The organism is Kitasatospora sp. NPDC093806, from assembly GCF_040683335.1.
Lineage (GTDB): Bacteria > Actinomycetota > Actinomycetes > Streptomycetales > Streptomycetaceae > Kitasatospora.
The window spans coordinates 370,930-392,717 of sequence record NZ_JBFBDO010000001.1; the positions used below are offsets into that span (position 1 = coordinate 370,930).

A 21,788-nucleotide genomic window follows, 5' to 3' on the forward strand; every position below is an offset into this window, starting at 1 on the left:
TCTGCGGCGCTCCCTAGACTCACGAGTGTTCCCGCCGAGCCGGCCCGCTTGTCCCGTGGGGCGGACCTGCCAGAGCCCTGCTCTGCCGGGTTCCAGCGTGGCATCGGCAGTCCACCGGCGGTGGACGCCGCGGCGGCCTTGCCTGCCACCACGAGGGAGAGTGATCAGGAATGTTCGGCCCTGGCGTCGACTTCTACCCGGAGACCTTCCCCCCCACGGTCCGCTGCACGGTGCCGGGCACCGATCCGGCGGCCTGGGCCGCGCGTCACCGGGCCGGCCTGGACGAGCTGCTGCACGAGCACGGGGCGGTGCTGCTGCGCGGCTTCGCGATCGAGGAGGCGGGCGCCTTCGAGGCGGTGGCGTCCTCGCTGGTCGACCAGCTGTACGGCGACTACGGCGACCTCCCGCACGAGAAGGACACCGACCGGGTGTACGGGTCCACCCCGTACCCGGCCGAGCAGTCGATCCTCTTCCACCACGAGAGCTCGCACATGGCGCAGTGGCCGAGCCGGCAGTTCTTCTGCTGCCTGCGGCCCTCCGAGGAGGGCGGGGCCACCCCGATCGTGGACGGCCGCAAGGTCTACGCCGCGCTGCCCGAGGAGCTCCGGGACCGCTTCGAGCGGCTCGGCATCCGCTACGTGCGGAACTTCATCACCGGCCTGGACATCGCCTGGCCGGACATGTTCGGGACGGACGACCGGGCCGAGGTGGAGGAGCGCTGCCGGGCCCAGGACGTGGAGTGCGAGTGGCTGCCGGACGGCTCGCTGCGCACCCGGCAGTGGGCGCCGGCCGTGGTGCGCCACCCCCGGACCGGCGAGCCGGTCTTCTTCAACCAGCTGTTCCTGCACCACACGGCCTGCCTGGAGCCGTCCATCCGGGAGCTGATGAGCTCGCTGTTCGGCGACGACGAGGCCGCGTACCCGCGCAGCGCCTCGTTCGGCGACGGCTCCCCGATCGACGACGCGACGGTGGCCCTGCTGCGCGAGGTCTACGACGGGCTGGCGCAGCGGTTCCGGTGGGAGCGCGGCGACCTGGTGGTGATCGACAACATGCTGGTGTCGCACGCCCGGGACCCCTTCGTCGGGGACCGCAAGATCATCGTCGCGATGGGGGACATGGTGGTCCGCCGCGAGGCGGTCGCCGGACGCAGGGCCGACTGAGGCCCCGCGCGGAGCCGACCGAAGCCCTGAGCGGAGCCGACCGCGGCCCCGAACCGAACAGTCCACCGAACCGCAGTCCTCGACGTCGCGGGGCCGGGGCTCGCTGCCCGGCCCCGCGACGCGTGTGCACGGAAACAGCCGTCGAACGAAGGAGGAGGAGCGGCGTTGGCTCCGACAGTGGAACACCCGAGTGTGATCGAGGGCGAGAACCGGCCGGTCGCGGCCGGCTCGGTCGTCGAACTGGTGCGCCGGTACGCGCGGCAGACCCCGCACGCGCCGGCCGTCGAATCCGCCGGCAGCATCCTGACGTACAGTCAACTCTGGCTCTGGGTGCGGGAGATATCCGCCGCGCTGGACGAGGCCGGGGTCTCGGCGGGGGACCGGGTGCTGCTCCGGGCCGACCGGACGCCGGGCGTGATCGCCGCCGCGCTGGCCGTGATGTCGCTGCGCGCCGCGTACGTGCCGGTGGACCCGACCCACCCCGCCGACCGGATCGCCGCCGTGGTGGCCGGTGCCGATGCCCGCGCCCAGGTGCACGACCGGGCCGGCGCCGCCGGGCGGCTGCCCGGGGCGGACGTGCCGTCGATCGACGTGCACGAGCTGGCCGGCCGGGCGCTGTCCCAGGAGCGCGAGCTGCCGCAGCCGGACGACATCGCCTACGTGGTGTTCACCTCCGGCTCCACCGGCACGCCCAAGGGCGTCATGATCGAGCACGGCTCGCTGGTCAACTACGCCTCCTGGTGCGGCTCGGTGGTCGGCGCGGACACCGCCGACAGCCCGCTGTTCGCCAGCCTCGGCTACGACCTGGCGATGACCTCGCTCTGGGTGCCGCTCGCCCAGGGGCGCCGGGTGGTGACCGTGGCCGGACTGTGGGACCAGGAGACGCTGTTCGGCGAGCGCGCGGAGCCGTACGGCTTCGTCAAGCTGACGCCCTCGCACGCCCGGTTCTTCGACGTGCTGGCGCAGCCGCCGGTCTACCGGCAGGCGACCCGCACCCTGATGTTCGGCGGCGAGGGGCTGGACCCGGCCCTGGTCCGCTCGCTGGGGGAGCGGATCGACGGCGTGCGGCTGGTCAACCACTACGGGCCCACCGAGACCACGATCGGCTGCTGCGCGCACGTCTTCGACAGCACCCGGATCCCCGGCACGCCCACCGTGCCGATCGGCCGGCCCGCCTGGAACACCCGCGCCTACGTGGTGGACGAGCAGCTGCGCCCGGTCCGGACCGGCACGCCGGGGGAGCTGGTGGTGGCGGGCCGCGCGGTGGCGGCGGGCTACCTGGGCGGCGTCGGGCGGGAGAAGTTCGTCGACGAGAAGGAGCTCGGCGGCGCGTCCGGCCGGGCCTACCGCACCGGTGACGTGGTCGAGCTGCTGCCGGAGGGCGCGCTGCTCTACCTCGGGCGCCGGGACGACCAGTTGAAGGTCAACGGGCACCGGGTCGAGCTCGGCGAGCTGCGCCACCACGTGCTGGCCGTGCCGGGGGTCGCCAACGCCGCCTTCGACGTGGTCCGCGGGCCGGTGGACAGCCTGGAGGTCTTCGTCCTGCCGGCCGCGCCGTACGCCGGGGACCCGGCCTTCGGCGACGTGGTCCGCCGGGCGCTGGCCGAGGTGCTGCCGTCCGCGCTGGCGCCCAACGACGTGTTCGTGGTGCCGGAGATCGTCTTCAACGCCAACGGCAAGGCCGACGTCGCGGCCACCCGCCGACTGCTCGGCCGAACCTCCCCCGACCTGCCGTGACGGGTCTGTGAGCGGTCCGCGGGTGGCACTCTCAGGGGACCGTCAGTGCCGTGTCAGCGCTCCTCGACACGATGATCGGGACATGACGGCACCACCCACGACGAGATCCGGAGTGCTGCGACGTGACGAATCCCTTTGACGACCCGGACGGCACGTTCCTGGTACTGGTGAACGACGAAGGCCAGTACTCCCTGTGGCCGGCCTTCGCCGAGCGCCCCCAGGGCTGGACGGTGGCGCTCGACGAGGGCCCGCGGGACTCCGCGCTGGCCTACGTCGAGGAGCACTGGACCGACCTGCGTCCGCGTAGCCTGCGCGAGGCGTAGGGCGCAGTGGACGCGATCCGGGCCGAAGGGGTCCGCAAACGCTACAAGAACAAGCAGGCGCTCAGCGGACTCGACCTGGCCGTGCCCGCCGGGACCGTCCTCGGCCTGCTCGGCCCGAACGGGGCCGGCAAGACCACCACGGTGCGGGTGCTCACCACCCTCCTCGAACCCGACGGCGGGCACGCCCGGGTGGCCGGGTTCGACGTCGTCAAGGAAGCGCGCGAGGTCCGCCGCCGGATCGGCCTGGCCGGCCAGTACGCCGCAGTGGACGAGCTGCTCACCGGCCGGGAGAACCTGGTCCTGATCGGCACCCTGCTGCACCTCGGCCGCAAGGCCGCCCGGGAGAAGGCCGGACAGCTGCTGGAGGAGTTCAAGCTGGTGGACGCCGGCGACCGGCCGGTCAAGGAGTACTCCGGCGGCATGCGGCGGCGCCTCGACCTGGCCGCCTGCCTGGTGGCGGCGCCCTCGGTGCTCTTCCTGGACGAGCCCACCACCGGCCTCGACCCGGTGAGCCGGATGGCCCTGTGGACGGCCGTGCGCCGACTCGTCGCCGACGGCGTGACGGTGCTGCTCACCACGCAGTACCTGGAGGAGGCGGACTACCTCGCCGACCGGATCGCCGTGGTCGACGAGGGCCGGGTGATCGCCGAGGGCACCCCGGACGAGCTCAAGCGCAAGACCGGGCCGGACCGGCTCCACCTCGCGCTGGTGCGGCCGGAGCAACTGCCGGCGGCGCTGGCCGCGATCCGCCGGGTCACGGTCGCCGAGACCACGGTGGACGAGGAGCGGCACGAGCTCGCCGTCCAGCTCGACCACGGCGTGGGCGGCATCGCCGCGGTGGCGGTGGCCCTGCAGGAGGAGGGGGTCGAGATCGCCGACTTCGCCCTCCGCCGGCCGACGCTGGACGACGTCTTCGTCAACCTGACCGGCCAGAAGGTCTGACCGGCCGGCCCGCCTCACCGGCCGGTCGGACCGGCCGGCGCACCGCCCGATCCACCTCGACCGATCCGCGGCCGACCGGCCGAACCTGACTCAGTGACAGCCGGCCCGCGGTCCCTGCGGCATGCCCATCGACCGGGCACCCGCGCTCCCGCACCGGCCCTGGCCTCCGGGGGGAGAGCGCAGATGTTACGAATCCACTTCACCGCCGGCGACCTCGCACGGGTGCGGCTGAGCCCCACCGCCGGCCCCTACGCCGAGACGGTGTTCGCCCTCGGCCTGCTCACCCGCGGCGGCGGTCCCGGCTACGCCCGCTGGCGCCGGCAGTCCGCCGCCCGGCTGCCGCAGCTCGCGACCCTGCCCGAGGCCGTCCCGGGGGCGCTGCTGCGCCCGGGCGCGCCGGACGGGCCCGGGGCCGACCCGGCCCGCCGGACCGAGCGGCTGCGCCGGGTGACGGAGAGCCTGCCCGAGGTCTGGCGGGTCGCGGTGGCGCCGTACTGGGACCAGCTGCTCGGCTGCCTGGAGGCGGACTGCGACGCCCGCGGCCGGATCGTGATGACCGGCGGGGTCGAGCGGCTGCTCGCCACCCTGCACCCCAAGATCCGCTGGAACGCGCCGGTGCTGGAGATCCACGGCGCACCCGACGAGGACGTCCGGCTGGACGGCCGCGGCCTGGTGATCAGCCCCTCGGTGTTCCTCGGCCACCAGCCCGGCCAGCTGATCAACGACGACCAGGAGGACGGCCAGCTGCTGCTGGCGGTCTCCGCGCTGCTGGACGCCGAACGGGCGGCCGAACTGTGGGGCGAGCGGGAGGCGGGCCGGCAGTCGCTCGGCGCGCTGGTCGGGCAGACCCGGGCCGCCGCGCTGCGGGCACTGCGGGCCAGCTGCACCACCAGTCAGCTCGCCGACCGGCTCGGCATCTCGGTGGCCGGAGCGAGCCAGCACACCGCGGTGCTGCGGCAGACCGGGCTGATCACCACCCGGCGGGTCCGCAACACCGTCTTCCACTCGGTGACCCCGCTGGGCGTGGCGCTGCTGGACGGCCGGACGGCGCGGCCGGCCCGGTCCGGCGCCGGGCGGTCGGCCGCCCGGCTCTCCCGGGAGCACCCGGCCCCGGCCTCGCACCTGTGGCCGCACCCGTCGCACCCGCCGCACGGCGCGGTCGCGCCGGTCGGTCCGGTCGCGCCGGTCGGCCCAGCGCGGGAGAGCGAGCGGTGGTAGCCCGCGAGGGCCCCGACCTCGAAGTGCTCCGGGCCGGCACCGGCGGGTTCCGGCTGATCTGCGTGCCCTTCGCCGGCGGGTCCACCCGCTCCTTCGCCCGGCTGGCCCGCAAGTGCGACCCGGACTGGACGGTGATCGGCGTCCAGCCGCCGGAGCACCCGCCGCGGCCGATCCGCCCGGGCGGCGGGATCGACGCGCTGGCCCGCTGCTACCTGGACCTGCTGGACGGCGAACTGCGCGGGCCCGGCCTGCTGTTCGGGCACAGCCTGGGCGCCGCCGTGGTGCACGCGATGGCCCGGCAGCGCGGGGCGGACTGGCCGGACGGGCTGCACCTGGTGCTCTCCGCGCCGCCGGAGCCCGGCCGCAGCTCGGACGACCTGCTCTGCCTGGACGACCGCCGGCTGTTCGCCGAGGCGGGGCGCCGGGGGATGCTGCTGGAGCTGGAGATCTCCGAGAAGTTCGCGGTCTCCTACATCGTGCCGGTGCTGCGCCGGGACCTCACCTTCGTCGCCGCCGCGGGCTGGCGGCCCGGCCCGGTGACGGCCCCGGTGCACCTGCTCGGCGGGACCGCCGACCGGGTGAGCCCGCCCGCGCTGCTGCGCCGGCTGGAGCCGCTGGTCGGCGCGCGCAGCAGCCGGCTGCTGGAGGGCGGCCACATGTTCGCCGTCGACCACCCGGCCCGCACCGCCGATGCGTTGGCCGACATCGCCCAGCGGCTGCTTCCGGTGACCTGAGCCGGTCCCTCCCCGCCCCGAACCTCACATGCCGGAGCCCCGGCCACCCCCGTCGCGGGGGTGGCCGGGGCTCCGTCGTGCCCGTCCGGTCCGGCTACTCCGGGCTGCCGGCCGCTTCGGCGGGGCGGCCGCGGAGGGTCAGGGTGGTGCAGAGGAGCGTCGTGCCGAGGGTGAGGGCCACCGCCGCGCCGATCACCGTGGGCAGGATCCACAGCGGGCCCTCCGGCACCGGGGAGCCCAGCACGCTCAGGCTGAGCGGGATCAGCGTGGCCGCCGCGACCACCAGCCCGAGCAGCACCCCGGATCCGGCGACCAGCACGCTCTCCACCGTCATCATCCGGATGATCTGCTGCTTGCTGGCCCCGATCAGCCGCTGCAGCATGAACTCCCGGCGCCGTTCGGTGGTGGCCAGCACCTGGGTGTTCACCAGCGCGATGGTGGCGTAGCCGATCACCATGGCGACCACCAGGAAGGACATCCAGGTCTGGGTGTCGGCCTCCTTGGCGTGCCCGGCCTCGACGGTGGCCCGGGTGGCCACCCGGAGCCCGGGGTGCCTGTCGCCGAGCGCGGCCAGCGAGGCCCGCAGCCTGCCGGTGTCGGTGCCCGGCGCGGCGCTCACCAGGATCTGCTGGACGGTGCCCTCGTCGGTGTGCGCGGCGAGCAGCCCGGCGGGCAGCAGGGCGGTCTCGTAGCCGCGCCGGGCGTCGACGGTGGCGACCACCCGCAGGGTGACCCGGGTGCCGTCGCCGAGCCGCATCGGCACCTGGTCGCCGACCTTGTGGCCGCCGAGCCCGGTGGGCAGGGCGACGGTGTCGCCGGTCAGTGCGCCGAGGTCGCCGGAGGAGACCCGGTAGCCGGTGGTGGCGGCCACGCCGGCCGCGGTGACGCCCTGGAAGAGCACCTCGGTGGGCTCCAGCCGGTCGTCCCGGTCGTCGTTCTTCTTCTTGCCCGCGGGCGGCTCCGGCGGCGCCAGGTAGCCGGCGCTGGAGAGCTGGGCGGAGGCGGCCGCGACGCCGGGCACCCGCCCGACCTCGTCCACCAGGGAGAGCGGCAGCCCGCCGGTGGCGGAGGCGACCACCAGGTCGGCCTTGAGGTTGTCGGTGAACGCCTCCTGGGCCCCGGCGGTCTGGGTGGTCTGGAGGTAGATCATCGCGGTGGCCAGCCCGGAGGCGAGCATCACCGGCAGCACCGCCGCCGCCGTCCGGCTGGCCCGGGCCCGGGTGTTGAGGGTGGCGAGCCGGCCGGCCAGTCCGGTGAAGGCGCGCAGCGGCGCCCGCAGCACGGTGGCGGCGAGCTTGGCCATGCCGGGGCCGAGCAGGCCGAAGCCGGCGGTCCAGAGCATCGCCCCGGGGATCGCGGTGGAACCGGCCTGCGGGCCGTCCATGTTGGCGGTGACCAGGCCGAGGGCGGCGCCGCCGACCAGGAAGAGCACCGCGAACACCAGCCGGGTCCAGTTGAACCAGCGGCGCTGCAGGCTGGCCTCGGCGAGCGCCTCGGTGGGGCGGGTGCGGGCGGCGCTGCGGGAGGCGATGAACGCCGCGCCGAGCGCGGTGATCAGGGCGACGCCCGCGCCGGCGGCCTGCGGGACCCAGCCGGCCCGGAAGGCGATGCTCTCCGGCACCACCCCGGCCGAGGCGAAGGCGTCCAGCAGCAGCCGGCCGACCCAGGGGCCGGGAACGGTGGCCAGCGCGGTGGCGATCACGGCGAGGAACAGCGTCTCGCCGAGGACCAGCCGGCGCAGCTGGCCGGGGGTGGTGCCGATGGCGCGCAGCAGGGCGAGTTCGCGGCGGCGCTGCTGGATGGAGAGGCCGAGGGTGCCGGCCACCACGAAGACCGCGACCGAGGCGGACAGGCCGCCGAACACCGCGGACAGCGTGATCAGGGTCTGGCCGCGCTTGATCACCTCGGGGTTCTCGGCCCGGCCGCGCTCGTCGCCGGTCAGCACCTTGAGCGGCTGGCCGGAGCCGGCCAGCGCGGCGGCGACGGCCTTCTTGACCGGGCCGGGCGCGGTGTCGGGGGCGGTGAGGACGCCGATCGAGTCGGCCTGGCCGGGGTGGCCGGAGACCTTCCCGGCCTCGGCGTCGGAGACGAACAGCGTGCGGTCGGCGGCCGGCCCGTCGACCAGGCCGGTGACCTGGAACTCGGCGGGTTCGCCGCGGACCACCAGCCGGACCTTGTCACCGGGCTTGACGCCGGCCGAGGCGGCCAGCGCGGTGCCGAGCGCGATCCGGCCGGGCTGCTCCGGCGCCGAGCCCTCGGCGAGCCGGTAGGGCGCGAGCCGGGCCGCGGACCAGTTGAAGCCGGTGGCCTTCGGCGCGGACCCGCCGCCGTCGGCCAGCAGCGCGGCGCCGAAGGAGAGCCCCGGGACGGTCTCGGTGACCCCGGGGACGCTGCCGATCCGGGCGGCGAGGCCGGCGTCGATCCGGATCCGCTCCTGGAAGGTGTCGCGCCGGGTGCCGGCGTAGGACTGGTCGCCGGTGACCACGACCGGGGCGGCGGCGAGCCGCTCCGGCGGCGCGGCATTGTGGATGCCGGTCTCCATCAGGGCGCCGCAGCCCATGACCAGGGCGGCGCCGAGGAAGAGCGCGATGAACGACCCGACGAAGCCGCCCTTGTGGTGGCGCAGGGTCTGGAGCGCGAGCCTGATCATCGGTGGGCTCCGCGCGGCGAGTTCTGGGCCCAGGCGCCGAGCTGGGTCATCCGGTCGGCGACCTCGTCCGGGGTCGGCCGCTCCAGGACGCCGACGATCCGGCCGTCGGCGAGGAACAGCACCCGGTCGGCGTGGGCGGCGGCGATCGGGTCGTGGGTGACCATGACGACGGTCTGGCCGGCCCACTGGACGGCCTCGCGGAGCAGCTGGAGCACCTCGCGGGCGGTGTGGGTGTCGAGGGCGCCGGTCGGCTCGTCGCCGAACACCACGGCGGGGCGGGTGACCAGGGCGCGGGCGATGGCGACGCGCTGCTGCTGGCCGCCGGAGAGCTCGCCGGGCCGGTTGCGCTTGCGGTCGGCCAGGCCGACCCGCTCGATCACCTCGTCGACCTCGTCCTTGCGCGGCTTGCGGCCGGCCAGCCGCAGCGGCAGCGTGACGTTGTCGACCACGTCCAGCGCGGGCAGCAGGTTGAAGGCCTGGAAGACGAAGCCGATCCGCTCCCGGCGCAGCTTGGTCAGCTCCTTCTCGCCGAGCGAGGTGAGCTCCACGCCGTCCAGCCGGACCGAGCCGGAGGTCGGCCGGTCGAGCCCGGCGGCGCAGTGCAGGAAGGTGCTCTTGCCGGAGCCCGACGGGCCCATCACCGCGGTGAAACTGCCCCGGGGCAGGCCGACGGTGACGTCCTCCAGGGCGGCCACCGTGTTCTTCGAGCCCTTGTAGATCTTGCGGACGGAGTCGAGCCGCACGACGTCCTCGGGGTGCGGGTTCGGTGTCCCGTTCATCTTGTACTGCCCCTTCCGGGCGGTTCGGGTCGTGGTACGCGGCGGGCGGGTCGGCCGGGCCGGGGGTCAGCCGTGCCGCAGGGCGGCCAGCGGCCCCGGTTCGGCGAGTACGCGCTTGGCCGGTGCGAGCGGATCGGTGGGCGGGCGGAGCAGGGTACGGGCGACCCGCAGGTGCAGCCGGGCGGCGGCGACCAGGGGCCGGCTCCAGAGCGCGGCGAGGAGCAGGCAGAGCAGGGCGGCGCCGAGCGCGGCGGGCCAGCCGTCGATCCACAGCGCGGGGCCGTCGACCGGGCCGAACCGCACGCCGGCCGTCACCGTCCCGTCGGCGCGGGTGGAGTCGACGGCGTGGAACCAGAGCGGCAGCGAGACCCCGGCCAGCAGGACCAGCCAGACCAGCAGGGCGACCGCGTCGAGCAGCAGCAGGACCGGGAAGAGCAGGATCAGGCAGGCGCAGTCGCGGCCCAGCGCGGCGTCGCCGAGCCGGGCCGGGAGCCGGGCGGTCAGGTCGAGCCCGGTGAGGTCGCGGTAGCGGTAGGGGATCGGGTCGGCGACCAGGACGGCGCGGCCGCGTTCCACCTGCGCGCAGCAGCGGACGGCCCAGGCGGAGCCGGCCACCAGCAGCACGGTGAAGCTGAACAGGCTGAGCACGACGCCGACCAGGACGGCGGTCAGGGCGACGGCGAACAGGGCGGGGCCGGTCACCAGGTAACTGGCGAGGTAGCCGCTCGCCCGCCAGGGGGCGGCGGAGCACAGGGTCCGCAGCGGGCCGTGGGCCGCGCCGAGCCGGTCGCCGCGCAGCCGCGGGTCGGCCGGTTCGGGACGGCGCGGCGGCCGGGGGCGGCCCGCTCGGCCGCGGCGGCTCACTCCACGCTCCGCAGCAGGGTCTCGACGGCGGCCAGCCGGTCGTGCAGTTCGGTCAGCCGGCCGTGTAAGACCTCCTGGTTGGCGACGGCCTCCTCGGCGAGGCGCCGGAACTCGGCCATCGCGACGGCGTCCGAGCGGTGCCGCTGGAGCTTGAAGAAGGCGACCGTGCCGGTGGTGATGCCGATCGTGATGATCAGTACGAGGGTGATGGCGATCGCGGCGCCGGTCATGTGCTCGTCCCTTTCCCGTCTGGCTGCTCCCCGCCGAGTGCCGCGAGGATCGTGTCCGCATTCAGGCGCACGTCGAACGGTGCCAGCTCGTAGTACTTGAGCGCCTTGCCGTCCGGGCTCAGCTCCAGCCGGCCCGCGACCAGACCGGCCGTCTCCAGCCGCTCCAGGTGCATGTAGAGCAGCGGCCTGGACACGCCCAGCCGTCGGGCCAGTTCACTCACGTACATCCGGCCGCCGGCCAGTTCGGCGATCACCCGGAGGCGCTGCGCGTGGCCCAGGGCCGCGAGCAGCGCCAGAAGCTCCTCGCTGGTCATCGTCAACCACCCCAAGCTCCCCTACCTGTAATCTGGAACTTACATATGGCGCAGAGAGCTGTCAATGGCGATGCGGACGGCCCGGGCCCGGACGGCGCGAAGGTCCGGCTCGTGGTGCCGAGCCGGACCTTCGAACGCGCTTTCCTGGGGTGACGCCGCGTCAGACCTGTGACCAGGAACGGAACTGGCGCAGACCGTAGAGCAGCGGCGGCTGCGGCTGCGGGTGGGTGATCCGCCGGGCCTCGCCGAACACCGTGACGTGGTCGCCGACCCGCTGGGTCAGCACCACCTCGCAGTCGGCCACCGTCCGGGCGTCCCGCACCAGGTGCGGTCCGGCCGAGTCCGGCACCGGCTCCCAGTCGATCAGGTCGAAGCGGTCCGGGTTGCCGGAGGCGAACAGCTGGGCGGTCTCCCGGGCGCTCTCGTGCAGCAGGTTCACCGCGAAGGCGCCGGACTTGACGATCGCCTCCAGGGTCGGGCTGCCGAAGCGCAGGCAGACCAGCAGGGTGGGCGGGTCGAGCGTGACGCTGCACATCGAGGAGCAGGTCATCCCGCGCGGCACCCCGTCCAGGTAGGTGGTGGTGACCGACACGCCCGTCGGGAAGCCGCTCATCATGGTCCGGAACTCGTCGGCCGTCACCTCGGCGGCGGACTGCAGGGTGGAGTCGGTCATCGTGCACCGCTTTCCTGGTCTACGGGAAGGTGGACGGGGGTCGGCCGGACCGGGGCGACGGGGGCCCGGCGGTCGACCAGGTTCAGCAGCGGCCCGGTCATGACGGTGGTCGTCACCGCCATCGTGATCAGGGCCAGCACCATCGGAGCCGTCAGGATCCCGGCGGCGTAGCCGGCCTGGATCACGATCAGCTCGGTCAGGCCGCGGGTGTTCATCAGCACGCCGATCCGGCGCGCGGTGTGCCGGTCCTCGCCGCCGAAGCGGGCGCCCAGGTAGCCGCCCAGCCCCTTGCCGAGGCAGCCGAGCAGCACGGTCACCAGGATCAGCGACCAGGACGCGGTGTCGAAGGCCCGGTTGAGCACGGTGATCCCGGTGGCCGCGAAGAAGGTCGGCACCAGCATCCGGCCGGCCCTGGTCACCGAGGCGACCGCCCGGGCCCAGGGCGCGGACTCGTCCCCGGGGATCGCCAGGCCGACCGCCGCGGCGCCGAGGATCGCGGTCATCCCCAGCTCCTCCACGGTGAAGGCCACCGCCAGGGCGGCCGTGCCGAGCGCGGTCGCGGCGGCCACCGGCAGCCTCGCGCAGAACTCCTGCGCGGCCCGGGTCCGCAGCAGGAACCGGATGGCGAGCGCGCACCCGCCGCCGAACAGCAGCGCGAGGGCGGAGCGCAGCGAACCGGCCGGGTCGCCGGCGCCCAGGCCGATCGCCACCGTCAGCAGCAGCCAGCCCAGCGCGTCGATGACGATCGCCGAGGACAGCGCCAGCCGTCCCGCCGAGGACTCGCTCATGCCCCGGTCGGCCAGGATCCGGGCCAGCACCGGGACGGCGGTGATGGACATCGTCACCGCGGTCATCAGCAGGAAGGCGGGCATCGGCGAGCCGCCCCGGGCCGCGTCGTCGCCGGTGACCAGCACCCAGCCGACCAGCAGCACCCCGGTGAGCAGCGGTGGGAGGAGAGATCCCGCCGAGACCCACGCGGTGGCGCGGCGCGGTGGCCGGTTCGGCCCGATCCGCAGTTTGTGGGCCAGGCCGACCAGGAAGAGCACCAGGCCGGCCTTGGCCACCAGTTTGACGTCGTCGAGCACCGGTGCGGGAAGTGCCGCGTCGAAGGCGCGGTCACCGAGCAGGGCGAGCGCGGCGGGCCCGGCCAGCAGGCCCGCCAGGATCTCCCCGATCACCCCGGGCTGGCGCAACCGCTCGGCCGCGCTCCTGCCCAGCTTGGCGATCAGCAGGACCACGGCCAGCGCCGCGGCCAGGTGTGCAATGCGAAGCAGGAGCCCGAGGACGTCCATGCCGAGCGATCCCTTCCGGTCGCGAGCAGGTCAGCGCATCTGGGCCGCGAAGTAGTCGTACGCCTTCGGCAGGACCTGGGCGAGCCGGTCGGTCTTCTCCCGGATGAGCCGGAACTCGCGCTCCGCCGCGGACGGGTCGGACAGGGCCAGGGCGGGCGAGGGCTTCAGCTCGATCCCACCGGTCCCGAGCAGGATGCACATGTACGAGTACGGGGGCAGCCCGTGGTAGCGCGGGAACACCGTCTCAGAATCGGGCAGCTGGGTCTTCCACTGCTCGATCCGCTCGGCCAGCGAGTCGGGGATCTGCCGGGTCTTGGTGTCCCGCCAGTACTGGTTGTCGGCGCGCTTGGCCCCGACGTAGTGCAGCACCAGGAACTCCCGGACGCCGTCCATGACGTTGGCGATGGCGCTGTTGTAGAGGTCGCGGTGGGTCGGGTTCCAGTCCTCGCCCGGGAAGTTCTTCACCAGCTGCTCGATCGCGTGGTGGATGAAGAAGATGCCGGTCGACTCCAGCGGCTCGACGAAGCCGCTGGCCAGGCCGATCGCGACGCAGTTGCGCGACCAGGAGTTGCGGCTGCGGCCGATCCGCATCTTGATGTGGTTGGCCTGGACGTCGTCGGCGGCGGGGCCGACGAACTTGCGCAGGGTGGCCTCGGCCTCCTCCGGGGACAGGTAGTCCTTGGCGTAGACGTAGCCGGTGCCGACCCGGCCCATCAGCGGGATGGTCCAGATCCAGCCGGCGTCCTGGGCGGTGGCGGTGGTGCAGGGGCGGATGCCCCGGCGCTCCATGTCCATCGGGACCTGGAGGGCGACCGCGCTGTCGTTCGGCAGGGTGTCCTGGTAGGAGATGAACGGCTCCTCCAGCGCCTTGTTCAGCAGCAGGCCGCGGAAGCCGGTGCAGTCGACGAACAGGTCGCCGGTGACGTCGCCGTGCTCCTTGGTGCGCACGCCGCTGATGAAGCCGCGCTCGTCCAGCTGGACGTCCTGCACGTCGTCGACGATGTGCTTGACGCCGCGCTCGACCGAGTAGGTGGTCAGGTACTTGGCCAGCAGCGCCGCCTCGAAGTGGTAGGCGTACGGGAACTGGGTCTTGCCCTGGTGCTCGGACATGGTGAGACCGGCCATCTCGTCGGCGGTCTCGTCGAACGGCTGGTCGATCAGGGTGCCGTCGAGCATCCGGGGGCTGAGGCCCTGGTCGATGACCGAGGCCATCACGAAGCAGTCCTTGTCGAACCGGTCGGTCGGGCCCTGCTGGAGCCACCAGTCGGTGAGCGGGAAGCCGTTGACCGACCGCATCTGCTCGAACGGGTGGTAGAAGTAGTGCCCGGGCTCGCGCCAGTTCTCGAAGCGCACCGCGAGCTTGTACGTGGCGTTGCACGCCGGCATCCAGTCCCGCTCCTTGAGTCCGAGGAACTCGAAGAAGTGCCGGATATCGCTGAAGGTGGCCTCCCCGACGCCCACCGTGCCGACGTTCCCCGATTCCACCAGGGTGATGTCGATCCGCTCGCCGAATGCCGCCTTGAGATACGAGGCGGTCATCCACCCGGCCGTTCCCCCGCCGACGATCACTACCTTGTTGAGCATCGCTTACTCCCGTCGCTGGCCTTGCCTGCGAATTCCCTGTGGTGGCGCCACCGAAAACGAAGCCTAGGTTTGCCGGCAAATCCTGGCTACGTATTTCAGGCACCCGTGAAAGTCGCAGGTCGCCCCGGGGGCCGGCGGCCGGCGGGCCGGGCGTCAGCGCGCTGTCAGTGCCGCTGGCCAGTATGGCGGCGTCGGCGGTGCCGCAGGGCACTCGAACTGCAATGGAGTTCTGCATGACACAGCAAGGACAGGTCCCGCCGTTCGCCGTGATCCCCGGCGCGCAGGTCCACCAGGTGCTGTCCGGCCAGGAGAAGCGGACGGTCGAATTGGTGGAGGCGGCCTATCGGCTGCACGGCGAGGGTGCCACGGTGAATCCCCCGTCGTACTTCCTGCGATTCCCCGACCGACCCTCCTCGCGCATCATCGCCCTGCCCGCCTCGCTCGGCGGTGAATCCCCGGTGGACGGGCTGAAATGGATTTCCAGCTTCCCGGAGAACGTTTCCGCGGGAATCCCCCGGGCGTCCGCGGTGCTGATCCTCAACGACCACGCGACCGGCTACCCGCTGGCCTGTCTGGAGAGCTCGATCGTCAGCGCGGCGCGGACCGCCGCCTCGGCGGCGCTGGCCGCCGACCGGCTGACCCGGGAGCGTGAGCGGCCCCGCCGGGTGGGCTTCATCGGCACCGGCCTGATCGCCCGCCACATCCACACCTACCTGGCCGCGACCGGCTGGGAGTTCGACGAGATCGGCGTGCACGACCTGTCCGCCGAGTCGGCGGAGGGCTTCCGCGACTACCTGGAGCGCTCCGGGACGGCCGGCCGGGTCGCCGTGCACGAGCGGGCCGAGGACCTGGTCCGCGGCTCCGACCTGATCGTGCTGGCCACCGTCGCGCCGAGCCCGCACCTCACCGAGCCGGCCTGGTTCGACCACCACCCGGTGGTGCTCAACGTCTCGCTGCGCGACCTGGCCCCCGAGGTGCTGCTCGACGCGGTGAACGTGCTGGACGACGTCGAGCACTGCCTGAAGGCCGACACCTCCCCGCACCTGACCGAACAGCTCACCGGCAACCGGGACTTCGTCGACGGGACGCTGTACGACGTGCTGACCGGCGCGCTGCGGGTGCCGGCCGGCCGGACGGTGGTCTTCTCGCCGTTCGGCCTCGGCGTCCTGGACCTGGCGGTCGGCCGGCACGTCCTGGACGAGGTGCGCCGCGGCGGCGGGCTCAACGTCGTCGAGGGCTTCTTCCACGAGGTCGACCGGTACGGGCGCGTCGCCGCGGCCGGCTCCTGAGGCGGGTGGGCCGATGTCCGTGATCACCGCGCCGGAGGACTTCCACGTCGACGACCTGTTCGTGGACCTGGGCCCGACCCTCGGGGCCCCGCTCTTCCTGAAGTGCGAGGCGTTCAACTTCGCCGGCTCGATCAAGCTCAAGGCCGCCGCGGCGATGGTGGCCGACGCCGAGGACCGGGGCGCGCTCGGCCCCGGCTCGGTGCTGGTCGAGTCCTCGTCGGGGAACCTCGGTGTCGCCCTGAGCCTGATCGCGGCCAGCAAGGGCTACCGGTTCCTGTGCGTGACCGACACCCGCTGCAACCTCACCACCCGGCGGATGATGGAGGCGATGGGGGCGCGGGTCCACACCGTCACCGAGCCGGACCCGGAGGGCGGCTTCCTGGGCGCCCGGCTGGACTACGTGCGCAAGCTGTGCGCGGGCGACAGCCGGTACCTGTGGCTGAACCAGTACCTCAACGAGTACAACTGGATCGCCCACCACCGGACCACCGCGCCGTCCATCGCCAAGCAGTTCCCCGACCTCGACGTGCTGTTCGTCGGCGCCGGGACGACCGGCACGCTGATGGGCTGCGCGCGCTACTTCCGGGAGTCCGGCCGCCGGGTGACCGTGGTGGCGGTGGACTCGGTCGGCTCGGTGATCTTCGGGGCCCCGCCGGGACCGCGGATGATCCCGGGGCTCGGCGCCGGCGTCCGGCCGCCGCTGCTGGACGAGTCCTACGTGGACGACGTCGTGCACGTCCCGGAGCCGGACGCGATCCGGATGTCCCACCGGCTGGCCTCCCGCGGGCTGCTGCTTGGCGGCTCGACCGGCACGGTGCTCGCCGGGGCGGTCGGCTGGCTGGCCGAGCACCGCGGGGACGAGCCGACCACCGCGGTGGCGATCGCACCGGACCTGGGCGAGCGCTACCTCGACAACGTGTTCCGGACCGACTGGGTGAACGAGGTCTACGGGGAGCACGTCCTGGACCTCGATCCGATCGGCTGACCAGCCCCCGACCGTCACTCGAAAAGCCCATGTCATCACGGTGGGCGACGTCAGACCCGCGACCCCCGCCTACCCCCAGGCGGGGGTCGCGCCGTGTCCAGGCTCGAATTCCCGTTCGGCGGACGGGAGTTCGAGGTGGGCGGCCGAACCGCGACGTTCTGGCCGAGTTTCGACTTTCAGTTGACCCTCCGGCCCAACACCTGTCATTCTCGACTTACACATGGTGGACGTGACGATCGGTAAGGAGCATGGGCCAGTGAAGAAGCAGCCGATCACCGTGAGGGTGGCGTGCTGGAGTGCGTTGCACCCCGGCAAGGCCATCGCCGGTTGGTTCGCGTTCGTCGTGCTGTGCCTCGCGGTGGGCATCGCGGCGGGGACGAACAACGCGGTGGCCAAGGACTACTACGTCGGCGAGTCCGGCCGGGCGGACAAGATCGCCGCCGCGTCCGGCCTCCAGCACAAGCCGGCCGAGCAGGTGATGATCTCCGCCAAGTCCGGCACGCTGGACAAGGCCAAGGCCGACGCCGTCGCGGCGGACATCACCGCCCGGATGGGCAAGCTGGCCGAGGTCGAGCAGGTGGCCGCGCCGGTGAAGTCCGCCGACGGCCGGATGACCATGGTCGAGGTGACCATGAAGGGCCCCGAGCTGGAGGCGAAGAAGAACGTCGCCCCGCTGCTGGAGCAGACCGAGCAGGTGCAGAAGGCCAACCCCGACCTGGTGGTCGAGGAGACCGGCAGCGGCTCGGTCAGCAAGGGCCTCAACGAACAGCGCAGCTCCGACCTCGCCACCTCCGAGGCGATCACCTTCCCGGTCACCCTGATCACCCTGGCGGTGGTCTTCGGCTCGGTGCTGATGGTCGGCGTCCCGCTGCTGCTGGCGATCTCCTCGATCATGGCGGCGATGGGCCTGTCCATGGTGATCTCGCACGTCATGCCGGACGCCGGCGTCGGCAACAACGTCATCCTGCTGATCGGCATGGCGGTCGGCGTCGACTACGCGCTCTTCTACCTCAAGCGTGAGCGCGAGGAGCAGAAGAACAGCGGCGGCAAGCTCAGCCCGGAGGCCGTGGTCGAGATCGCGGCGGCCACCTCGGGCCGGGCGGTGATGGTCTCCGGCGTCGCCGTGATCATCTCCACCGCCACCCTGTACCTGGCCACCGACATCATCTTCTCCTCGCTGGCCACCGGCGCCATCGTGGTCGTCCTGGTCGCCATGGCCAGCTCGATGACCGCGCTGCCCGCCCTGCTGGTGAAGATCGGCCACCGCGCCAACCGCCGGGCGGCCCGCCGCGCGGCCAAGGACGCCTCCCGCGGCACCGCGCCGAAGGCGGCCAAGCCGCGCAAGGCGGAGCTGGGCAAGGCCTGGACCGCCGTGCTCCGGCCGGCCAGCGAGAAGCCGGTCGCCACCCTGCTGATCTCCTGCCTGGCGATGGGCGCGCTGGCGCTGCCGGCCTTCGGGATGCAGCTGCGGGTGCTCAACCGCGACACCCACTCGCGGCAGATCCCGGCGATGCAGACCTACGACCGGCTGAACGACGCCTTCCCGCACCTGCGGGTCCAGCACACCGTGGTGGTCAGCGCGGACCCGGGCCAGGCCGGCGCGGTCGGCGCGGCGCTCCAGGAGCTCGGCCGCAAGGCGCAGGCCGACCCGGTGTTCGCCAAGGGGGTGCAGCCGCAGCTGCAGACCTCGGCCGACAAGCGGGTCAGCCAGCTCACCCTGAACGTGCCGTTCCGGCAGAGCTCGGACGAGGCCGGCGCCTCGCTGGACCACCTGCGCGACGACTACGTGCCCGCCACGGTCGGCAAGCTGTCCGGCGCGGAGTTCGGGGTCACCGGTGACTCGGCCCGCGACGCCGACTACCTGACCCACCAGAACGACAAGCTGCCGCTGGTGGTCGGCTTCCTGCTGCTGCTGACCTTCCTGATGACGGCCGTGGTGTTCCGCTCGGTGGTCATCGGCCTGGTCGGCGTGGTGCTCAACCTGATCTCGGTCGGCGGCTCGCTCGGCCTGCTGGTGATCTTCTTCCAGTGGGGCCTGGCGTCCACCCTGTTCGGCTTCGACGAGAGCGCCACCAACGCGATCGGTTCGCGGGTCCCGCTCTTCCTCTTCGTGATCCTGTTCGGCCTCTCGATGGACTACCAGGTCTTCGTGGTCAGCCGGATCCGCGAGGCGGTGCTGAGCGGGATGCCCACCCGGCAGGCGGTCCTGGACGGCATCGCCCGCTCGGCCAAGGTGGTCACCAGCGCCGCGGCGGTCATGGTGACGGTCTTCGCGAGCTTCATGTTCCTGCACCTGGCGGAGATGAAGCAGATCGGCTTCAGCCTCGCGGTCGCGGTCCTGCTGGACGCCTTCATCATCCGGGTGATGATCCTGCCGGCCGCGCTGACCCTGCTGGGCCGGCTGGCCTGGTGGCCCGCGAAGCTCCCGCGCCGGGGCGACGACCCGGCCGCGCCGGTGCCGGCCACGGTGGGAACGGGTGTCTGACCACACCCCCAGAGACTGGCGTCGGACCGGGGCCCCCGCCCGGTCCGGCGCCGCCTTTCGTGGCGGCCCGGGCAGCGGCCATACCATCCGGTCCGCCGCCGCTCGGCGAGATGGTATTTCCCCGCACCTGACAAATTCGACACGATGGGCCAGAGCTTACGACGACGGGGGTCCTGGCCATGGAAATTCTACTGCTCGGTTCGCTTTCGCTGTCCGTGGGGAATCGCCGCTGGGCGGTCGCCTCGAAGCGGGTCGGGGCGGTGCTGACGCTGCTGGCCGCGGCCCCCGGATCGGTGGTCACATTCGACCGGCTCATCGACGAGTTGTGGGCGGAGCAGCGTATTGCCAATGCCCGGAACGCGTTGCAGGCGAATATCGGCCGGCTGCGCAAGCTGCTCCAGTCGGTGACCGGCTCGGACGAGCTGGTCCGCACCGTCGGGCACGGCTACCTGCTGGACGTCCCGGCCGAGGCGGTGGACGCGCACCGCTTCCTCGTCCTGGCGGAGACCGGTGCCGAGCTGCTGGGCCACCACCCGGCGGAGGCGCTGCCGGTGCTGGAGCGGGCGCTCGGCCTGTGGCGCGGTCCGGCGCTGCAGGACGCGGTGAACTCCTGCGAGGGGATGCGCTGCCGGATCCAGGCGGCCCACTTGGAGGAGCGCCGGCTGACCGCCTACGAGGACCTCACCGAGGCCAAGCTGGCGCTGCGTCACAACCGGGTGTCGATAGCGGGCTTGCGGGAGGCGGCCGCCGAGCACCCGGAGCGGGAGCGGCTGAGCGAGCTGCTGATGCTCGCGCTCTACCAGGAGGGCCGGCAGACCGAGGCGCTGGACGTCTTCCACGGCGCCCGGCGGCGGCTGGTGAGCGATCTGGGACTGGAGCCCGGGCGGGCGATGCACCGGGTGTACCAGGCGATCCTGGAGCAGGACGAGGTGCTCGGGGAGCCCCGCCGGGCGCTGGGGGCGAGGATCGCCTAGCCCGAGGGAGGCCGGCCGGGAGTCCGCCGAGCGGACACCGGCGCGCGCCGAGCGGACGCCGCCGCGGGGGGACCCGCGGCGGCATAAACAATCGTCCACCAAGATCCGTAAAAGTCTCTTGGTGGACGATACAGGTATGCCCTGCTAGCATCGTGAATGCTCTTGCCGACATGCGGGAGAAAGTCTGGAATTACGTTTCGGGCGGTCGGCGGGGGCCTTCCGGTTCTTCGACGAGCGATTCCGCTTGGCCAGGGGGGCAGTGTGAATGTTGAACTACGCCATGCCAGGGTTGTCGCGACGATTTCCAATAATCGAAGTATATCCAAAGCGGCGGCCGAGCTCAAGATTCCACAACCTTCGCTCACGGCCCAGTTGCGAAGAATCGAGAAAGCGATGGGCGGGGAGCTCTTCATCCGCTCGCGCTCAGGAGTCGTCCCAACCATTCTGGGCGAGCGATTAATCCCCATGATGCTGGACCTCGTCGAGCGCGCCGACGCGCTGATCGCCGAGGCCTCCGCGACCGTCTCCGACATCCTCTGCTTCGGCAACGCCGAGTGGACCCCGCCGACCCTGCGGGGCGCGCTGCAGGCCGCGGTGCCCGGCAAAGAGGTGCGGACCGAGACGGTCGGACCGGACATCGCCGTCGCGGCCCTGCTGCGCGGAGCGCTGACGGCGGCGCTGGTCCCCGACGCCGGCATCGGGCCGCCGGAGAGCGAGCCGGAACCCGCGCTGGCCCGGGTGGTGGTGGTCCGCGAACCCGTCTGGGTGGCCCTGCCCAAGGGGCACCCGCTGGCCGAGCGGCCGATCGTGGGCGTCGCCGACCTCGCCGCGCTGAAGTGGGTCCGCTTCACCCGGGACCACTGGTTCCACCGGGTCGAGTCGGCCCTGTTCGAGGGCTTCGGCGTCACCCCGCAGCTGCTCCACCGGGTGGCCAGCCACGCCGAGGCGATGAGCTGGGTGAGCGAGGGCGGGGCGGCCGCGCTGGCCACGCCGACCGGGGCCAACAGCGACGTCCGGCTGGTGCCGCTCGCGGGCACCCGCCGCACCGAGATGCAGCTGATGTGGCGCAACGGCTCGATCAGCCGGGCCACGGTCGGCCGGCTGGCCGACACGGTCCGGCAATACTACTGCGAGTACGCCCGATCGATCCCCCGGTACTGGTCCTGGATCGCCGAACACCCGGAGGATTTCGCCGAATTGGGCGGGTATCCGACCAGCCCCGTCAGCGCCCGGTCAGCGGTGGGTCAGGGCCTTGTCAGGGCGCTCGACCAGCATGGCCGACATGAGCCTGAACACCGACGTTGAGCGTCGCGCCAAGATCAAGGAACTCGTCTGCGACATCCTCGAGATCGAGGAGGACGAGGTCACCGACACCAGCCTCTTCAAGGAGGACCACGACGCCGACTCGATGGGCGCCATCGAGATCCTGTCCCAGCTGGAGCGTGCCTTCGGCATCGACATCGACCAGGCCGAGCTGTCCCGGATGGTCAACCTGAACGGCGTGGCCGCCGTGGTGGAAGACGCCCTGGCCGCCAAGGCGTAACTCGGGTCTCGG

The 21,788-nt window shown here is 72.8% G+C and carries 20 protein-coding genes and 1 pseudogene; 13 read left to right on the forward strand and 8 right to left on the reverse strand.

Features of this window, described 5'->3' with window-relative positions; translation table 11 throughout:
• Positions 1–170 precede the first annotated feature (170 nt).
• The 6 genes from AB0N76_RS01610 (at position 171) to AB0N76_RS01635 (ending at position 6,114) form a co-directional block, all read left to right on the forward strand.
• Positions 171–1,160 (forward strand): TauD/TfdA family dioxygenase, encoded by a 990-nt coding sequence (locus tag AB0N76_RS01610; RefSeq protein ID WP_363552050.1) that lies wholly within the window; start codon positions 171–173, stop codon positions 1,158–1,160.
• Positions 1,161–1,325: 165 nt separating this feature from the next.
• The gene (locus AB0N76_RS01615; RefSeq protein WP_363552048.1) at positions 1,326–2,897 is read left to right on the forward strand and encodes an amino acid adenylation domain-containing protein; all 1,572 of its coding nucleotides are present in this window, start codon (positions 1,326–1,328) and stop codon (positions 2,895–2,897) included.
• A gap of 122 nt (positions 2,898–3,019) precedes the next feature.
• A complete protein-coding gene (locus AB0N76_RS01620) occupies positions 3,020–3,220 on the forward strand; it encodes an MbtH family protein (RefSeq protein ID WP_363552046.1) in 201 nt (66 codons plus the stop codon).
• Positions 3,221–3,226: 6 nt separating this feature from the next.
• Positions 3,227–4,162 carry an ATP-binding cassette domain-containing protein gene (locus tag AB0N76_RS01625; protein ID WP_363552044.1) on the forward strand — a complete coding sequence of 312 codons (936 nt, stop codon included), beginning with the start codon at positions 3,227–3,229 and terminating at the stop codon, positions 4,160–4,162.
• A 183-nt stretch (positions 4,163–4,345) separates the two neighbouring features.
• Positions 4,346–5,380, forward strand: coding sequence for a helix-turn-helix domain-containing protein (locus tag AB0N76_RS01630; RefSeq protein WP_363552042.1), 1,035 nt, complete (start codon positions 4,346–4,348; stop codon positions 5,378–5,380).
• Positions 5,374–6,114: an alpha/beta fold hydrolase gene (locus AB0N76_RS01635; protein ID WP_363552040.1), complete on the forward strand. Its 741-nt coding sequence runs from the start codon at positions 5,374–5,376 to the stop codon at positions 6,112–6,114. The genes AB0N76_RS01630 and AB0N76_RS01635 overlap by 7 nt, the downstream gene beginning before the upstream one ends.
• A gap of 94 nt (positions 6,115–6,208) precedes the next feature.
• On the opposite strand, the gene AB0N76_RS01640 is transcribed toward AB0N76_RS01635, so the two are convergent.
• From AB0N76_RS01640 to AB0N76_RS01675, 8 genes are all read right to left on the reverse strand, one after another.
• The gene (locus AB0N76_RS01640) at positions 6,209–8,764 is read right to left on the reverse strand and encodes an FtsX-like permease family protein (RefSeq protein ID WP_363552038.1); all 2,556 of its coding nucleotides are present in this window, start codon (positions 8,762–8,764) and stop codon (positions 6,209–6,211) included.
• Positions 8,761–9,543 (reverse strand): ABC transporter ATP-binding protein, encoded by a 783-nt coding sequence (locus AB0N76_RS01645; RefSeq protein WP_363552036.1) that lies wholly within the window; start codon positions 9,541–9,543, stop codon positions 8,761–8,763. Before AB0N76_RS01645 ends, AB0N76_RS01640 begins: the two co-directional genes overlap by 4 nt.
• A gap of 66 nt (positions 9,544–9,609) precedes the next feature.
• Positions 9,610–10,407, reverse strand: a complete 798-nt coding sequence (locus tag AB0N76_RS01650; RefSeq protein WP_363552034.1) for a sensor domain-containing protein — start codon at positions 10,405–10,407, stop codon at positions 9,610–9,612.
• The gene (locus tag AB0N76_RS01655) at positions 10,404–10,637 is read right to left on the reverse strand and encodes a hypothetical protein (RefSeq protein WP_363552032.1); all 234 of its coding nucleotides are present in this window, start codon (positions 10,635–10,637) and stop codon (positions 10,404–10,406) included. Before AB0N76_RS01655 ends, AB0N76_RS01650 begins: the two co-directional genes overlap by 4 nt.
• Positions 10,634–10,951 carry a winged helix-turn-helix domain-containing protein gene (locus tag AB0N76_RS01660; protein ID WP_363552030.1) on the reverse strand — a complete coding sequence of 106 codons (318 nt, stop codon included), beginning with the start codon at positions 10,949–10,951 and terminating at the stop codon, positions 10,634–10,636. Before AB0N76_RS01660 ends, AB0N76_RS01655 begins: the two co-directional genes overlap by 4 nt.
• Positions 10,952–11,111: 160 nt before the next feature.
• Positions 11,112–11,624, reverse strand: a complete 513-nt coding sequence (locus AB0N76_RS01665; RefSeq protein ID WP_363552028.1) for a flavin reductase family protein — start codon at positions 11,622–11,624, stop codon at positions 11,112–11,114.
• Positions 11,621–12,916: a cation:proton antiporter gene (locus AB0N76_RS01670; protein WP_363552026.1), complete on the reverse strand. Its 1,296-nt coding sequence runs from the start codon at positions 12,914–12,916 to the stop codon at positions 11,621–11,623. The genes AB0N76_RS01665 and AB0N76_RS01670 overlap by 4 nt, the downstream gene beginning before the upstream one ends.
• A 30-nt stretch (positions 12,917–12,946) precedes the next feature.
• Positions 12,947–14,500, reverse strand: coding sequence for a tryptophan halogenase family protein (locus AB0N76_RS01675; RefSeq protein WP_363552024.1), 1,554 nt, complete (start codon positions 14,498–14,500; stop codon positions 12,947–12,949).
• Between the two features lie 233 nt (positions 14,501–14,733).
• On the opposite strand from AB0N76_RS01675, the gene sbnB reads away from it, so the two are divergent.
• The 7 genes and pseudogenes from sbnB (at position 14,734) to AB0N76_RS01710 (ending at position 21,776) form a co-directional block, all read left to right on the forward strand.
• Complete coding sequence (sbnB, locus tag AB0N76_RS01680; RefSeq protein ID WP_363552022.1) at positions 14,734–15,789, forward strand: 2,3-diaminopropionate biosynthesis protein SbnB; 1,056 nt, start codon at positions 14,734–14,736, stop codon at positions 15,787–15,789.
• Positions 15,790–15,802: 13 nt separating this feature from the next.
• Complete coding sequence (gene sbnA, locus AB0N76_RS01685; protein WP_363552020.1) at positions 15,803–16,774, forward strand: 2,3-diaminopropionate biosynthesis protein SbnA; 972 nt, start codon at positions 15,803–15,805, stop codon at positions 16,772–16,774.
• Between the two features lie 220 nt (positions 16,775–16,994).
• Positions 16,995–19,259, forward strand: coding sequence for an MMPL family transporter (locus AB0N76_RS01690; RefSeq protein ID WP_363552018.1), 2,265 nt, complete (start codon positions 16,995–16,997; stop codon positions 19,257–19,259).
• Between the two features lie 179 nt (positions 19,260–19,438).
• Positions 19,439–20,233: an AfsR/SARP family transcriptional regulator gene (locus AB0N76_RS01695; protein ID WP_363552016.1), complete on the forward strand. Its 795-nt coding sequence runs from the start codon at positions 19,439–19,441 to the stop codon at positions 20,231–20,233.
• A gap of 156 nt (positions 20,234–20,389) precedes the next feature.
• A pseudogene (locus AB0N76_RS01700) lies at positions 20,390–20,674 on the forward strand (LysR family transcriptional regulator); the annotation flags it as partial.
• Positions 20,675–20,698: 24 nt separating this feature from the next.
• Positions 20,699–21,538: a LysR substrate-binding domain-containing protein gene (locus tag AB0N76_RS01705; protein WP_363552235.1), complete on the forward strand. Its 840-nt coding sequence runs from the start codon at positions 20,699–20,701 to the stop codon at positions 21,536–21,538.
• The gene (locus tag AB0N76_RS01710) at positions 21,516–21,776 is read left to right on the forward strand and encodes an acyl carrier protein (RefSeq protein ID WP_363552014.1); all 261 of its coding nucleotides are present in this window, start codon (positions 21,516–21,518) and stop codon (positions 21,774–21,776) included. Before AB0N76_RS01705 ends, AB0N76_RS01710 begins: the two co-directional genes overlap by 23 nt.
• Positions 21,777–21,788 lie beyond the last annotated feature (12 nt).

What these genes read in the sequence shown, in the direction of transcription:
- AB0N76_RS01645 (WP_363552036.1), bottom strand. Translation starts at nt 9,543, where the DNA reads ATGAACGGGACACCGAACCCGCACCCCGAGGACGTCGTGCGGCTCGAC.
- AB0N76_RS01670 (WP_363552026.1), bottom strand. Translation starts at nt 12,916, where the DNA reads ATGGACGTCCTCGGGCTCCTGCTTCGCATTGCACACCTGGCCGCGGCG.
- AB0N76_RS01675 (WP_363552024.1), bottom strand. Translation starts at nt 14,500, where the DNA reads ATGCTCAACAAGGTAGTGATCGTCGGCGGGGGAACGGCCGGGTGGATG.
- AB0N76_RS01665 (WP_363552028.1), bottom strand. Translation starts at nt 11,624, where the DNA reads ATGACCGACTCCACCCTGCAGTCCGCCGCCGAGGTGACGGCCGACGAG.
- AB0N76_RS01660 (WP_363552030.1), bottom strand. Translation starts at nt 10,951, where the DNA reads ATGACCAGCGAGGAGCTTCTGGCGCTGCTCGCGGCCCTGGGCCACGCG.
- sbnA (WP_363552020.1), top strand. Translation starts at nt 15,803, where the DNA reads ATGTCCGTGATCACCGCGCCGGAGGACTTCCACGTCGACGACCTGTTC.
- AB0N76_RS01710 (WP_363552014.1), top strand. Translation starts at nt 21,516, where the DNA reads ATGAGCCTGAACACCGACGTTGAGCGTCGCGCCAAGATCAAGGAACTC.
- AB0N76_RS01655 (WP_363552032.1), bottom strand. Translation starts at nt 10,637, where the DNA reads ATGACCGGCGCCGCGATCGCCATCACCCTCGTACTGATCATCACGATC.
- AB0N76_RS01695 (WP_363552016.1), top strand. Translation starts at nt 19,439, where the DNA reads ATGGAAATTCTACTGCTCGGTTCGCTTTCGCTGTCCGTGGGGAATCGC.
- sbnB (WP_363552022.1), top strand. Translation starts at nt 14,734, where the DNA reads ATGACACAGCAAGGACAGGTCCCGCCGTTCGCCGTGATCCCCGGCGCG.
- AB0N76_RS01610 (WP_363552050.1), top strand. Translation starts at nt 171, where the DNA reads ATGTTCGGCCCTGGCGTCGACTTCTACCCGGAGACCTTCCCCCCCACG.
- AB0N76_RS01640 (WP_363552038.1), bottom strand. Translation starts at nt 8,764, where the DNA reads ATGATCAGGCTCGCGCTCCAGACCCTGCGCCACCACAAGGGCGGCTTC.
- AB0N76_RS01705 (WP_363552235.1), top strand. Translation starts at nt 20,699, where the DNA reads ATGATGCTGGACCTCGTCGAGCGCGCCGACGCGCTGATCGCCGAGGCC.
- AB0N76_RS01630 (WP_363552042.1), top strand. Translation starts at nt 4,346, where the DNA reads ATGTTACGAATCCACTTCACCGCCGGCGACCTCGCACGGGTGCGGCTG.
- AB0N76_RS01690 (WP_363552018.1), top strand. Translation starts at nt 16,995, where the DNA reads ATGGTGGACGTGACGATCGGTAAGGAGCATGGGCCAGTGAAGAAGCAG.